The organism is Streptomyces sp. NPDC001381, from assembly GCF_042895685.1.
Lineage (GTDB): Bacteria > Actinomycetota > Actinomycetes > Streptomycetales > Streptomycetaceae > Streptomyces.
This window is the reverse complement of the sequence record NZ_JBIAWO010000006.1, coordinates 195934-209594: the sequence shown is the minus strand read 5'-3', so window position 1 is coordinate 209594 and position 13661 is coordinate 195934. Positions and strand designations below refer to the sequence as shown.

Annotated in this window: 12 protein-coding genes; 7 read left to right on the top strand and 5 right to left on the bottom strand. The window is 70.5% G+C overall.

What is annotated here, in order from left to right:
- Window positions 1-192: 192 nt before the first annotated feature.
- The 3 genes from ACFY2L_RS26845 to ACFY2L_RS26835 form a co-directional block, all read right to left on the bottom strand.
- A complete protein-coding gene (locus ACFY2L_RS26845; RefSeq protein ID WP_390823648.1) occupies window positions 193-2355 on the bottom strand; it encodes a SpoIIE family protein phosphatase in 2163 nt (720 codons plus the stop codon).
- Window positions 2356-2678: 323 nt separating this feature from the next.
- Complete coding sequence (locus ACFY2L_RS26840; RefSeq protein ID WP_390823750.1) at window positions 2679-3098, bottom strand: pyridoxamine 5'-phosphate oxidase family protein; 420 nt, start codon at window positions 3096-3098, stop codon at window positions 2679-2681.
- 132 nt (window positions 3099-3230) lie between these two features.
- Window positions 3231-3779, bottom strand: coding sequence for a DUF1062 domain-containing protein (locus ACFY2L_RS26835; protein ID WP_390823647.1), 549 nt, complete (start codon window positions 3777-3779; stop codon window positions 3231-3233).
- A gap of 457 nt (window positions 3780-4236) precedes the next feature.
- Between ACFY2L_RS26835 and ACFY2L_RS26830 the strand changes: the two genes are divergently transcribed.
- The 3 genes from ACFY2L_RS26830 (at window position 4237) to ACFY2L_RS26820 (ending at window position 6621) form a co-directional block, all read left to right on the top strand.
- A complete protein-coding gene (locus tag ACFY2L_RS26830; protein ID WP_390661630.1) occupies window positions 4237-5217 on the top strand; it encodes a glycoside hydrolase family 11 protein in 981 nt (326 codons plus the stop codon).
- 26 nt (window positions 5218-5243) lie between these two features.
- The gene (locus ACFY2L_RS26825) at window positions 5244-6221 is read left to right on the top strand and encodes a polysaccharide deacetylase family protein (RefSeq protein ID WP_390823646.1); all 978 of its coding nucleotides are present in this window, start codon (window positions 5244-5246) and stop codon (window positions 6219-6221) included.
- A gap of 190 nt (window positions 6222-6411) precedes the next feature.
- Window positions 6412-6621 carry a hypothetical protein gene (locus ACFY2L_RS26820; protein ID WP_390823645.1) on the top strand — a complete coding sequence of 70 codons (210 nt, stop codon included), beginning with the start codon at window positions 6412-6414 and terminating at the stop codon, window positions 6619-6621.
- Window positions 6622-6648: 27 nt separating this feature from the next.
- Here the strand turns inward: ACFY2L_RS26820 and ACFY2L_RS26815 are convergent, their stop codons facing one another.
- Both ACFY2L_RS26815 and ACFY2L_RS26810 read right to left on the bottom strand, forming a co-directional pair.
- Entirely contained in the window at window positions 6649-7272 is a 624-nt protein-coding gene (locus tag ACFY2L_RS26815) for a hypothetical protein (RefSeq protein WP_390823644.1), read from the bottom strand.
- Window positions 7273-7649: 377 nt separating this feature from the next.
- Window positions 7650-9008 (bottom strand): NAD(P)-binding domain-containing protein, encoded by a 1359-nt coding sequence (locus tag ACFY2L_RS26810; RefSeq protein ID WP_390662659.1) that lies wholly within the window; start codon window positions 9006-9008, stop codon window positions 7650-7652.
- A 191-nt stretch (window positions 9009-9199) separates the two neighbouring features.
- On the opposite strand from ACFY2L_RS26810, the gene ACFY2L_RS26805 reads away from it, so the two are divergent.
- The 4 genes from ACFY2L_RS26805 (at window position 9200) to ACFY2L_RS26790 (ending at window position 13399) form a co-directional block, all read left to right on the top strand.
- Window positions 9200-9853: a TetR/AcrR family transcriptional regulator gene (locus ACFY2L_RS26805; protein WP_390823643.1), complete on the top strand. Its 654-nt coding sequence runs from the start codon at window positions 9200-9202 to the stop codon at window positions 9851-9853.
- Complete coding sequence (locus ACFY2L_RS26800) at window positions 9850-11562, top strand: GMC oxidoreductase (protein ID WP_390823642.1); 1713 nt, start codon at window positions 9850-9852, stop codon at window positions 11560-11562. The genes ACFY2L_RS26805 and ACFY2L_RS26800 overlap by 4 nt, the downstream gene beginning before the upstream one ends.
- Window positions 11559-12170: an acetoacetate decarboxylase family protein gene (locus tag ACFY2L_RS26795; RefSeq protein WP_390823641.1), complete on the top strand. Its 612-nt coding sequence runs from the start codon at window positions 11559-11561 to the stop codon at window positions 12168-12170. The genes ACFY2L_RS26800 and ACFY2L_RS26795 overlap by 4 nt, the downstream gene beginning before the upstream one ends.
- A gap of 293 nt (window positions 12171-12463) precedes the next feature.
- Window positions 12464-13399, top strand: coding sequence for an alpha/beta hydrolase family protein (locus tag ACFY2L_RS26790; protein ID WP_390823640.1), 936 nt, complete (start codon window positions 12464-12466; stop codon window positions 13397-13399).
- Window positions 13400-13661 lie beyond the last annotated feature (262 nt).

Genomic DNA, 13661 nt, shown 5'->3' with positions numbered 1-13661 from the left:
GCGCCACCCGTACCGGCGGACGGGCGACGCGTACGTGCGGACAGGCGCCGGGTATTGGCGGACGGGCGCCCCGTACCTGCGGGCAGGCCGCCCCACGACCGGCCGAGCCGCCCGCACCGCCGGTGGCACCGCCTGACGAGCGCAGCGCACGGCGCCCGCCGCCGCCTCCTCTCTCCCCCCCCCGCAGCCGCGCTACCGCGCGACGGCCGCCCAGACCACCTTGCCGGTGTCCGTCCACCGCACCCCCCACCGCGTGGTGAGTCTGTGCACGACGTGCAAACCACGACCGCCGTCGTCGAGGAGCGCGTTGCGGCTCAGCCGCGGCCTGCCGTTGCCGGTGTCACCGACCTCGCACAGCAGACCGTGACCGGCCCTGATCAGCCGTACCGTGATGGGTCCACGGGCGAAGCGGGCCGCATTGGCGACCAGCTCGCTGGCCACCAGCAGCACGCTGTCCCGGGTGTCCTCCCTGATGCGCCATTGCTCCAGCATCGCGGAGACCAGCGTGCGGGCCCGGGCGGCCGCGTCGTCGCGGGCGGCCAGGCGCCAGGTCACGGTGTCCCCCTTGCGGTAGCCGATCATGCGCGCGAGCAGCAGGGTCACGTCGTCGCGCGGGTGCCCAGGCGCCACCACGGCCACCACGCGCCGCGCGGCCTGCTGCAGGGCGTCCCAGGGGTGCACCGTGGACACGGCGTCCGTCAGCCTGCCGATGCCCTCGTCGATCGATACGGCGGGATCCTCCACCAGACCGTCGGTGTACAGGGCGAGCAGCGAGCCCGGGGGCGCGGCGAACGCGTGCACGTCGAACGGTTCCCGTAGCGCGAACTCGGCGCCCAGGCTGGGGTGCGGGCGGACTTCGAGCGGACCGGCGGGCCCGTCCGGTGTGACCAGGACCGGCGGGAGGTGGCCGGCGCTGGACAGCGTCACCTGGTGGCTGACCGGGTCGTACACGGCGATGCAGCAGGTCGACCCGAGGGCGCTGTAGCCGGCCGTCAGCCCGGACTCCGCGTCGTCCAGCAGCGCCACGGTCTCGTCCAGGTGCTCCAGCACCTCGTCGGGCGCCAGTCCCGCGGACAGTAGCGCACGGGCCTCCATGCTCAGCTGTCCCATGGTGGCCGCGGCTCCCAGGCCGTGCCCGACGACGTCGCCGACCACCAGAGCCGTACGGCCGTCCGGCAGCGGAAAGCTGTTCACCCAGTCACCGCCGACGCCCGCGCTGTCGGGCGTGGCGGGCTGGTAGACACTGGCGGTCTCGATGGTGTCGCCGCCGGTCCGTGGCAGCAGCCGGCGCTGCAACGCCAGCACCTGCATGTGCTCGCGCTGGTGCTGACGGGCCAGGTCGACGTGATGAGAGGTCCTGGCCACCAGTTCCTGCAGGTCGAGCAGCTCGTTGTCGTCGAAGGGGCGGTCCGCACGGCGCCACACCTCCGCCACGCCCAGAACGACGGGCGGCGTGCCGTCGAGCACCAGCGGGATGCACGCCACGGCGGCCGCCCGGTCACCGGGGACCAGGGCACGTACCAGCTGCGGACTGCCGAGTGTCCGCTCGATCGCCTCCCGGTCGGGTATGACGATGGCCTGCGCGGCGTCGTCACGCTGTATCGCTTGCGACAGCAAGCGGCTCGCATCGCTGGGAAGATCGTCGCCCGGAGTCACGTAGCCGTCGGGCCAGGCCCGGTCCGGCACCAGGGCCGCCCGCCGCAGCCGGATGCGCACCTGCGGCTGCTCGGTGACGCCCTCGCCCGTCCACACGGCGAAGTCGAGGTCGATGGCGGCGACGTCTCCCCAGGCCAGCAGGGACTCCGCCAGTGACTGCGCGGTCTCGCCGATGTCCAGCGAGGTGCCGATCGCGGTCTCGGCGGCGTACAGGTGCAGCCTCCTGGCCATGGCGATCAGCGTGACGGTCAGACCCTCCTGAGGCGCCGCGGCGGCCAGGATGCTCATCGAGACCACCAGCTCCGACCCGTCGCTGCGCCGCAGGCGCTGGACCCGAGCGACGTGCGGCTCCCCGGTCTCGAGGACCTGGCGCAGCCGCCGTGTGACCGTCGGTACGTCCCCGGAAGGCAGAAGGTCGACGAAAGGGCTCCCGGTCACGACGTCCAGCCCGGCGAAAACGGGGGCGTCCAGATTGCAGCGGGTGATCCGCAGATCCCGGTCGAGGTTGACCGCGCCGAGGATCTGCTCCTGAGGGCGGGATGCCGGGTCGGCGGGTACGCGCTGGCGGGCGGTGCGGTCGTCCTGAGAGTCGGCGGAACCGGCGGGCGCAGCCGCTCCGCCGCGCGGGATGTACTGCCCCAACGCGCTGCTGACCATGTCGAACGGCGACGAAGACGAAGGGGAGGATGTGGCGTCCATGCGGCTCTCTCAGCTCGCTCGCCAACCCCGGCACAGCGCCGGGGCAGTACCGGAACCCTTCCTGCGGGGTCCCGAGATTCCTGACCGCACACCTCATTCAATACCACCCGGGGCAGCTTCGCCCACACCAGCGGACCGCGCAGCGAACACGGAAGGTGAGGGCCCGCGACGGTCGGTCACGACGCCTCGGCCGAGTACGGCGCGACTCTTTGCAGTCGGCGGGAAGGCGGCCGCAGGGACAGCTGTGCGGTCGGCGCACGTGGTGCCGGCCCTCGATCCACTCGAAGAAGCAGGGGGCGGATTGCTGGACTGACCGAAGGCCGCTATTCCAGCCACGTCCCGTCGCGCATGATGACTCTCCCGCGTAGTTCCGGCTCGCCGCGCCAGGCGCGCACGGTCCTCGGGACCACTCGTACATACAGAAAGGAACCCTCTTCCCCGCGTGGATCCCATCCGAACTTGTCGGCGAAGGCTTCCGCTGCGTCTGCGGGCACCTCTCGGTCCGGGAAGCACTCCGCCTCACCATGGAGGAGCACCACGTCGAAGGTGTCCGGTAGCGCCAAGCGCACGCGCGGCTCTTTGCGGACGTTGCGCGCAGTCACGGAAGTGGCGCTGGTGCACATCCACAGTGCTCGCCCATCCCACAAGAACCACAGTGGCACCTGGTGCGGCCCGTGATCGGGGTGAGCCGTCGACACCCATACATCCCGCTCGGTATCGAGCCGCTCCAGAGTGTCGCGCATACGCTCCGCCGTCTGGCGGCGAACGATTTCCGTGGGTTCATGACGACCGACCCCAGCCAGCAAGCGCTGCTGGAGATCCACGGGGCCTGTCCGGCGGTTCCTGCCGGACAGGCCCCTGGTTCCGAGGACGGCTCAGCGTTTGAGCGTGAAGGTGAAGTCGCCGGAGAGCCTGCCGCTCAGCCGGACTGCCGAAACGAGATTCCCCTCGGCGATCAGTCGCTCGACCTCGGCCCGCGAGAGACCGCACTCTTCAGCGATCAGGCGTACCGGCCGCACAGGGATCCGCGCCGCGAAGCGGACCGCGACGTCGATCACCTCTCGGTCGAGGTGATCCGATCCGCCGGTGTCGAGGCGCCAGGCGTTGTCCCAGTCGAGGGCTATGCGGTTACGGCGGCGCAGGGCCGGATCCTGGAGCAGCTGAGCTGTCAGGCCGGGGTCGTTGTCATGCAGCCGGTCCAGCAGCTCAGGCCGTACGGAGCGCACGTTCATCCGCTCCAGGACCGTGAGTTTGGCGGTTTCCCCGCAAGCGGTGCAGAGGACGAGGAGCCAGGCGTCGATGACCTTGTGGTTGGCGTTGACGCGAAACCTGCCGCTCGCCCGGAAGCGTTCGGACGCGCACGCGTGGCAACGGCGGAGAACGATCGGCAGGCAGGTGGGCGTGACCACCCAGTTGTTGAGCACAGAAGTACACCGGTTTCAGTGAGAAGTCCGCAGCAAGAAGCAGCGCGGCGCACATGTGCGACGCGCGACGAATCAGCGCTCGGGAGGTCTCACAGGGTGTACAACGGCGGGTCCTTGACTGGGCGACTTGGTCCGGCAGCACGGTAGGGGCGCACAGCGGCGCCGTACCACTGATTTTCCGAGCGCCCCATCGTCAGGTGCCGGCCGGCCGGCCGGCGCGCGCCTACCGGACGGAGCTTCGAAACATTCGAGATTTTCCAGCCGGGTAAACGATCTAGAATCTGACGCGCTCCGTATTCACTCTGATTTTCTTATGCGTAAACACTTTTGAACAGTGGCAATGCCTCTGAGGGGGTTTCGAATGTTTCGGAGTCGATATCGAAACTATTGACAGTCGTAGCGCCCCGCCCAACACTGTCGCCGGAAATCGGCCCACGAGGAAGGAGGCAACACGCACATGACCGACGCACCCGCACACCGGCTCAGGCTGCTCATCAGCGGCCTCTGCACCATGCTGCTGGTCGCCGTGGCCGCACTGACCCTGCCCGGCACCGCGCGTGCCGACACCGTCGTCACCACGAACCAGACCGGCACCGACAACGGCTACTACTACTCGTTCTGGACGGACAGTCAGGGCACGGTGAGCATGAACCTGGGCTCCGGAGGCAACTACAGCACCTCGTGGAGCAACACGGGCAACTTCGTGGCCGGCAAGGGCTGGAGCACCGGTGCCCGCCGGACCGTGACCTACTCGGGCAGCTTCAACCCCTCCGGCAACGCCTACCTGGCGCTCTACGGCTGGACGTCCAACCCGCTCGTCGAGTACTACATCGTCGACAACTGGGGCACCTTCCGGCCCACGGGTACGTTCATGGGCACCGTCACCAGCGACGGCGGCACGTACGACATCTACAAGACGACGCGGTACAACGCGCCGTCCGTCGAGGGCACCAAGACCTTCGACCAGTACTGGAGCGTGCGGCAGTCGAAGCGCACGGGCGGCACCATCACCACCGGCAACCACTTCGACGCCTGGGCCCGCGCCGGGCTGAACCTGGGCAGCTTCAGCTACTACATGATCCTCGCCACCGAGGGATACCAGAGCAGCGGAAGCTCCAACATCACGGTCGACGGCACCGGTTCGGGCGGTGGCGGTGGCGGTGGCGGCGGGGGCAGCTGCACCGCGACGCTGTCCGCCGGTCAGCAGTGGAGCGACCGGTACAACCTGAACGTTGCGGTCACCGGGTCCAGCAACTGGACCGTGACCATGAACGTGCCGTCGCCCGCCAAGGTCCTGTCGACCTGGAACGTCAACGCCACCTATCCCAGCGCCCAGGTACTGACCGCCAAACCCAACGGCAGCGGCAACAGTTGGGGCGTCACCATCCAGCACAACGGCAACTGGACCTGGCCGACCGTCTCCTGCACCGCGAGCTGACCCCACCCCCCAGGCTGGAGCCCCCCATGACATCCAGACCACGCCTCACGATCCTGGCCGCCGCTCTCGCCACAGCCGCCGCGGGCACTCTGACCCTCACCACCCCCGCCCCGGCTCAGGCCGCCGCCTGCAACGGGTACGTCGGGCTCACCTTCGACGACGGCCCGGGCGGCACCACCACGGCCCTGCTCAACGCCCTCACACAGAACGGGCTGCGGGCCACCATGTTCAACCAGGGCCAGTACGCCGCCGCCAACCCCGCCCTCGTACGGGCCCAGGTGAACGCCGGGATGTGGGTCGGCAACCACAGCTACACGCACCCCCATCTGACCCAGCAGAGCCAGACGACGATCGACTCGGAGATCTCCCGCACCCAGCAAGCCATCGCCAACGCGGGCGGCGGCACTCCGGCGCTGTTCCGGCCGCCGTACGGCGAGACGAACGCGACACTGAAGGCCGTGGAGGCCAAGTACGGCCTGACCGAGATCATTTGGGACGTCGACTCGCAGGACTGGAACAACGCCAGCACCGACGCGATCGTCGCCGCCGCCGGCCGGCTCACCAACGGCCAGGTGATTCTCATGCACGACTGGCCCGCCAACACGCTCGCCGCGATTCCGCGCATCGCGCAGGGACTCTCGGCCCGCGGACTGTGCGCGGGCAAGATCTCCCCGCAGACCGGGCGCGCGGTGGCCCCGGACGACAGCGGTGGCGGTGGCGGTGGCGGCGGGGGCGGGGGCAGCTGCACTGCGGCCCTGTCCGCCGGTCAGCAGTGGAGCGACCGGTACAACCTGAACGTGGCGGTCACCGGCTCCAGCAACTGGACCGTGACCATGAACGTGCCGTCGCCCGCCAAGGTCCTGTCGACCTGGAACGTCAACGCCACCTATCCCAGCGCCCAGGTACTGACCGCCAAACCCAACGGCAGCGGCAACAATTGGGGCGTCACCATCCAGCACAACGGCAACTGGACCTGGCCGACCGTCTCCTGCACCGCGAGCTGACCCGGACGGCGCGGCGGCCCACAGCCGCCGCGCCGCACCGTGAGCACCATCGCCCATCGAGCCGGACTTCCCGCCCCACTCGTCCACGTCGTCCTCAGGCTGGGCTCTGCGGGTGTTCGGAGCGACGACGCCAGGGTTACCGAAGGGTGTTCGAGGTGTCAGGGCGCGCTGGAACGCGCAGGGTGTGCTGGTGCGGGACGGGGTGTTCACGGTCGCGCTGGCGCCGGTGGCGTTCGCGCCCGTCACGGCCCCTCTCGGCGCGGAATTCGGCGATCTGACGAAGCGTCCGTACGACGTGCCGGGCGTCCTGGCCGTGCTCCTCCTCTGGCTGCCGTGGACAATCGCGTGTAGCTCGCGCGGGGGACACCGGATCATGCTGGGCCGCTGCGGCCGCGCATGAGGCGGTCGGCCGGGTGAGCTCGGGGCATCAGGCGGACTGCTGCCCGGCCTGATCGCCGGCCGCTGCCCGCTCGGCCGTGTCGGGGGTGGTGTAGAAGACGGATGTGCCCTGCTTGGTGCGCTGGGCCTGGTTCTTGGCCACGAGCCCTTCCAGCGTCGTACGCACCACGGTTGTCTTGACCGCGCGCCCGGGATGCTGCTGCCCCAGCGCGGTGGCGATCTCGGCAGCCGAACGGGGCTCGTCCTGGCCGGCCAGGTGTTCGCGCACCAGTTCCACCAGCGTGGGCGCAGCGGGCTGCGGGGTCGATGCCGCGGCGGCGGGCTTCTTGCTGGTTCGCTTCTTCGCCGGGGCGGGCCTCTTGGCCTTCGCCTGCGGGTCCGCACCGGATGCTGCCGCGGTCTTCTTGCGGGGAGCGGGCACCGCCGTGACAGGCTCGGCCGCGGGCACGTCGGGCGCCGCCGGGATGCCGAGGGCCTGCTGGAGGTTCAGCAGGACGGTGTGATCGTGCCGTACGGCGGCGAGTTGCTCCTGCAGGGCTTCGATCTCACCGCTGAGGCGCTTCTGCTCCTTGAGGTTGCGCTCCAGGTCGCCTGCCACCTGGGCGCTGTACTGGGAGGTCAACTCGGTTGTCCGGGCAGCGGTTTCGGACACGATGCTCACACCCTTCCTGTGTGTCGCAGCGCATGAGCGGCGGGCCCATGGCGTACGCGAAGTCGAAGGTTCATGCTGTCCTGCCTGCTGCCTTGGGAGCAGCGGCAGTTAACTGGCGCACATCTGTTGAGTAGCGATAGTACGGAAGACAGCCGTGTTGTTCCTCTGCCGTATGGCTGACAGTCGATGACGGAGTCCCGGCAGGGTGGCGAGTCGGGGTGCGGGCCGTGCGCGGATCCGCGGCGGCCGGCGCAACGCGGGGTTCACAGGTGTCACCGGCCGGGATGGGCCACCCGCCCGGTCGGCGACGGGGGAGTGTCATGAGCGCCCGGCGCCGGTCGCTGCCCTGACCGATCGAGCGCCGTCATCGCACCCCCTCACGCCACCCCGTCACCCGGACGCCGCAACCCCCTGCGGCCGTCCCGCCGCCGCACGGCCCTCCGCTTGCGCTCCTTGGCCAGTTCCCGCAGATACGCCTGCGCGTCCACCTGAATGGTGTGCCGGGTCGAGGCGACGTACCGCCGGGCGATCCGGGCGCGGTAGGTACGGATCTCCTCGTGCATCTCCTCTCGACCGGGCAGGGTGCACCTGTTCTGCAGCAGGTCGGCGACCCAGTGCGACTGGGCCTCCGCCAACGGCATGATGGCGCCGAGCGGCTGCACCAGACCGATGAAGTACAGGCCGGGGTGGTCCGGCGCTGCCACCCGGTGATACAGCCGCGGATCGTTGTCGTCCGAGTCGATCAACCCGTCCGACAGGAAGGGGAACGCGATGTCGTACCCCGTGCAGTAGATGATCGTGTCGATCTCCTCGACGCTTCCGTCCTCGAAGAAGACATGGCCGGCGTCGGCCTTCCGCGGCACGGGTCTGACGGTGATGTCGCCGTGGCTGAGGCGGGACAGCAGGTCGTCCGAGATGGTCGGATGGGCGGCCAGGACGCGGTGCGTGGGGGTGGGCAGCCCGTAGTCCGCCAGACGGCCGCGGCTCAGGCGCAGCAGGAGTTGCAGGCCGCGGTCCTGAACGGCGAAGGGCGCCCGCGCCAGCCACGAGTGGGTCAGATGGTCGGTGGGCGTGCCGAACAGGTGCTTCGGCAGAATGTGCGCGCCCCGGCGCATGGCGAGAACCGTCCGCCGGGAGACGCGCGAGGTCTCCACGGCGATGTCGCACGCCGAGTTGCCGAGGCCCAGCACGAGGACCCTGCGGTCGGTGAAGGGCTCGGGCCGACGGTAGTCGTGCGAGTGGATCTGGGCACCCTGGAACTCCTGCGCCCCGGGGATGCCGGGCTGCGGCCAACGCGGTTTCCAGTGGTGGCCGTTGGCGACGAGTACGGCGTCGTACGTCTCAGTGGCGCGTTCGTTCGTATCGCGGTGCCGCCAGGTCACCGCCCACTTGCCGCCGGCCGGGACGACCTCGGTCACCTCGGTGCGGAATCTGATCGACGGGCGCAGCCCGAAGTGGTCGACGAACGCGTCGAAGTAGCGCGCTATCTGGGCGTGGCCCGGGTACACCGGATACTCGTCCGACATGGGAAAACACGCGTACTCCATGATCTGACGGGAGGTGTTGATGTGGAGCGAACGATAGGCCGACGACTGCCCGTTGTCGTTCATGTAGCGCCAGTTGCCGCCGACGTCCGATCCCAGTTCGAAGCAGTCGTAGGCGATGTCCCGTTCCGCGAGCACCTGGCAGGCGGCTATCCCGGACGAACCGGCCCCGATCACACACACCTTCTGCATGGCGACCTCCTTGTGACCAGGTGGTCATATCACTGGCCGATCACAGGCTGGAGGGTCCGCCACCGCCTGTCAATGGGCCGCTCCGCCTTCACCCAACAGCCATGTGTGTCAGAGGCGTTGACTTCCGACGGGGGACACCCTCACCATGACCGGGCGGTCACATGACCGTCCGGTCATACGAAGGAGTGTCCATGCCCACTCCCACCTGGACCCGGCTGTCCCCGGCCCGCCGCGAGCGGGTCCTGGTCGCCGCGATGGACGAGTTCGGCGCCCACGGCTACTCCACGGGCAGCCTGAACGTCATCGCCCGCGAAGCCGGCGTAGCCAAGGGCTCACTGTTCCAGTACTTCTCGGGCAAGCTGGACCTCTTCGCCTACGTCGCCGAGCAGACCTCGCTGCGCATCTACACCCGTATGCAGCCGTGGCTCGACGGCTACGACGGGACGAGCGACTTCGCCACCCACCTCGTCGACGCGCTGGAGGCCTGGCTCGAGTACTTCGCCGGGCACGCGCTGGAGCGCGGGGTGACCGCCGCCACCAACCTGGAGATGGACCCGGCGGTCCGAGAGGCGGTCAGCGAGCCCGTGAACGCCATCTACCTGGCCGGCCTGCGCCCCCTCCTGGAACGGGCCGCCGACGCCGGGGACCTGCGCAAGGACGCCGACCTGGACGCGCTGCTGTCGCTCCTCCTGGTGCTCCTGCCCCACCTCGCGCTCGTCTCGCACCTTTCCGGACCGAACAGTCCCGTGCCGCTCACCGGGGTCCACCCCCAGGTCAGGCGCGAGAACCTCGAACGTCTCGTCATGCCGCTGCTGGCCGACTTCAGAACGCGAGACGACCGATGAGGGAACCCGACTACGACGTCGTCGTCATCGGCTCCGGCTTCGGCGGCAGCGTCAGCGCACTGCGCCTCACCGAGAAGGGCTACCGCGTGGCCGTCCTGGAAGCCGGCCGGCGCTTCACCGACGCCGACTTCCCGCGCACGTCCTGGAACCTGCGCACCTACCTGTTCGCGCCCCGCCTCGGATGCATGGGCATCCTCCGTGCGTCCCTGCTCGGCGACATCCTGGTGCTGAGCGGCGCGGGCGTCGGCGGCGGATCCCTCGGCTACGCCAACACGCTGTACGAGCCCCCGGACGCCTTCTACGAAGGCTCGCACTGGGCCGCCCTCACCGACTGGCGCCGCGAGCTGGCCCCCTACTTCTCGCAGGCTCGCCGGATGCTCGGTGTCACGCCCAACCCGCTGTTCACCGAGGCGGACCTCCTGCTGAAGGACACCGCGAGCCAGCTCGGCTGCGCCGACACCTTCCGGCCCACCCCCGTCGGAGTCCACTTCGGGCCGGCCGGCACCGACCCCGGCGCCGCGGTACCCGACCCGTACTTCGGCGGGGCGGGACCGGCCCGCAACGCCTGCCTCAACTGCGGTGCCTGCATGACCGGTTGCCGGCACAACGCGAAGAACACCCTGCCCAAGAACTATCTCGGCCTGGCCGAGCGGGCCGGCGCGCGTGTGCTGGAGCGCCGCACGGTGACGGACGTCCGGCGGACCGGCGACCGGTGGGCCGTCACCTCGGTCCGCACGGGTGCCGTCCCATGGCGGCGAGGGCTGACCCTCACGGCACGGCACGTGGTCTTCGCGGCAGGCGCGTTGGGCACCCAGCGACTGCTGCACGCCCTGAGGGACAACGGCTCGCTCAAGGACATCTCGCCGCGGCTGGGACGGCTGACCCGCACCAACTCCGAGGCCATCCTCGGCGTCCGCGCCCGGGAACGCGACGCGGACTACACCCGCGGCGTCGCCATCACCTCGTCCGTCCACCTCGACGCGACCACCCACGTCGAGCCGGTGCGCTACGGCCGCGGCAGCAATCTGCTGGCACTGCTGGGCGCGATGCTCGTCGACCCCGTGCCGGGACGCTCCCGCCTCCGGGTCGGACTCGCCGCCATGGCACGCAACGCCCGCGGACTCCCCGCGCTGCACAACCCCCGGCGCTGGTCGCAGCAGTCCGTGGTGCTGCTGGTCATGCAGACGGTCGACAACTCGGTGACCACCTACCTGCGGCGGACCCGGACAGGACGGCGCCGTCTCAGCAGCCGGCCGGGCGAGGGCGCGCCCAACCCGACCTGGATCCCCGCCGGACACCGCGTCGCTCGCGCGGCCGCCGACCGGATCGGCGGCCAGCCCTGCGGCACCTGGGCAGACCTCTTCGACATACCGGCCACCGGCCATCTCATCGGCGGATGCACCATGGGGGAGAGCCGGGACACCGGCGTGGTCGACCCGTACCACCGTCTCCACGGCCATCCCGGACTGCACGTCATCGACGGCTCCACCATCTCCGCCAACCTCGGGGTCAACCCCTCGCTCACCATCACGGCCCTCGCCGAGCGGGCGACCGCCCTGTGGCCCAACAAGGGCGAGACCGACCCCCGGCCCGCGCCCGGTCTGCCGTACCGCCCCGTCACACCCGTCCCACCACGTCGGCCGACCGTTCCGGCCACCGCCCCGGGCGCATGGCGCCTGAAGTCTCCCCACGGGATGGACGCGGAATGACTCCCTACCCCGATGAACCATGGCACCTGGCCGGACAGATGTACCTGTCCCTGTGGCTCGTGCCGCGCGCAGAGCTCCCGGCCCTCGTGCCCGGCACCCGGCCCCTCACCGTCGCCGGCCGCGGCCTGGTCGGCGCGGCCTGGGTCGTCTACGAGAACGACAGCGTCCTGCACTACAACGAACTGCTGCGGGCGGTCGCGGTGCGGGACGGAGCGCGGCCCCGTGTCTGCATCACCGACATCTGGGTCGACAGCGAGGTCTCCATGGCCGGCGGTCGCGCCCTGTGGGGCATCCCCAAGGAGATGGCGACCTTCGAGGTCCGGCGCACGGACGCCACGTCGTTCGCCGCGAAGACCGACCGGGGGGCGCTCGCGGCCGCCCGGTACACGGAGCGGAGGCGCCTGCCGGGCCGCTGGCCCCTGGCCTACAAGCTGGTTCAGACGCTGAACGGCCGGATCAAGACCAGCGCGGTCCGCAGCCGCGTCGCCCTGCGGTCGGCGCATGCCGAGTGGACGGTGCCGGCCGACAGCCGGCTCGGCGCGCTCGGCGACCGTGCCCCCCTGGTCAGCCTGATACTGCGCGACTTCACCCTGCGCTTCGGCGGATGAGCGTCCCCGCGACCGGTTGCCGCCGGTCGCGGGACCCCGCCGAGTTCCCTCGCTGCACCGGCTCCTGACCTTCTGCCGCTCCGCGCACCAGGCGCCGGGTGCGCACACCCGGGTTCGCGTCCGGTCCGGTTCGGCGCCCTCCGGCCCAGCGAACTCTCCCTGGTACACCGCCTGGGCCCACGGGTGTGCCCGCGGCGGCGTGGACCTCCGACACCTCAGTCGGAGAAACACCCGGACAACACGGAGACGTACCACCGGACATCACTGTTTCATCCCCGAGAAAAGGTGATCTCGTGTTCCGTACACTCCTGCGGTCCCTGACCGCGCTGCTGCTGAGCGCGGCAGCCGCTCTGGCCCTCGCACCATCCGCCCAGGCGTCGGAGGCGGCGCCCTCGGTCCGGGCGGTGGACCCCTCCACCACGGGGTCGTTCCCCGTCGCCTACACCGATCTCACGGTCTCGGCCTCCGGGCGTTCGTACAGCGCACGTGTCTGGTACCCCGGTACGACGGCCGGGGCGAACGCGCCGGTCGCCGCCGGCACCCACCCCGGTCTCGCCTTCGGGCACGGCTTCTTCCAGGCCATCACCCAGTACGAGAGCCTGCTCAAGCACTACGCCTCCTGGGGCGTCATCACCGTCGCGCCCAAGTCCCAGGGCGGTCTCTTCCCCAGCCACTCGGCGTTCGCCGACGACCTGAACGCGGCTCTCACCTGGCTCACCACCCAGAACAGCACCGCCGGTTCACGGTTCGCCGGTGCCGTCAGCACCAGCCGGCTCGCCGTCTCGGGGCACTCCATGGGCGGTGGCGCGGCTCTGGTCGCCGCCGGCCGGAACCCGGCCGTCAAGTCCGTCACCACCCTCGCGGCGGCGGAGACCAACCCCTCGGCCGTCAGCGCCTCCGGCTCGCTGAGCATCCCCGTCCAGTACGTCGGCGGCAGCGCCGACAGCATCGCCGGAGTCGCCGACAACCAGCAGAAGATGTACGACGCCAAGCCCTCCGCAACGCAACTGCGGGTCATCACCGGCGGGTTCCACTGCGGATTCGAGGACAGCTCCGGCTTCGGCTGCGACAGCGGAACCATCACCCGCGCCGCCCAGCTCAAACTCACCTACGGCGTCACGACCGCCTGGCTGCTGTACACGCTCGGTGTCGACACCTCCCTGTACGACCAGGTGTGGGGCTCCGCGGCCCAGAACCTGGCCGGTGTCGTGTACTCCGCCAAGCCCTGAGCACCCGACGCGGGCCGGCGGCGGGCCGGCGATGACCGCGCCCGCTCGGAGGAGGGAGGCTGTGGCTGCTCCGACCGCACCGGCGGTCTGAGGACGAAGTGGTCTTCGCCGGGCGGGCGGCCGTGGAAAGCCTCGCGGCCGCCCGCCCGGTCACCGGTCTTGGGGGGGGGGGGGGGGGGGGGGGGGGCGCGGGGGGCGGGGCGCGCCCCCCCCCCCCCCCCCCCCCCCCCGGGGGGGCCCCCCCCCCCCCCCCCCCCCCCAC

What these genes read in the sequence shown, in the direction of transcription:
- ACFY2L_RS26805 (WP_390823643.1), top strand. Translation starts at nt 9,200, where the DNA reads ATGCCCACTCCCACCTGGACCCGGCTGTCCCCGGCCCGCCGCGAGCGG.
- ACFY2L_RS26795 (WP_390823641.1), top strand. Translation starts at nt 11,559, where the DNA reads ATGACTCCCTACCCCGATGAACCATGGCACCTGGCCGGACAGATGTAC.
- ACFY2L_RS26810 (WP_390662659.1), bottom strand. Translation starts at nt 9,008, where the DNA reads ATGCAGAAGGTGTGTGTGATCGGGGCCGGTTCGTCCGGGATAGCCGCC.
- ACFY2L_RS26840 (WP_390823750.1), bottom strand. Translation starts at nt 3,098, where the DNA reads ATGCGCGACACTCTGGAGCGGCTCGATACCGAGCGGGATGTATGGGTG.
- ACFY2L_RS26830 (WP_390661630.1), top strand. Translation starts at nt 4,237, where the DNA reads ATGACCGACGCACCCGCACACCGGCTCAGGCTGCTCATCAGCGGCCTC.
- ACFY2L_RS26845 (WP_390823648.1), bottom strand. Translation starts at nt 2,355, where the DNA reads ATGGACGCCACATCCTCCCCTTCGTCTTCGTCGCCGTTCGACATGGTC.
- ACFY2L_RS26800 (WP_390823642.1), top strand. Translation starts at nt 9,850, where the DNA reads ATGAGGGAACCCGACTACGACGTCGTCGTCATCGGCTCCGGCTTCGGC.
- ACFY2L_RS26825 (WP_390823646.1), top strand. Translation starts at nt 5,244, where the DNA reads ATGACATCCAGACCACGCCTCACGATCCTGGCCGCCGCTCTCGCCACA.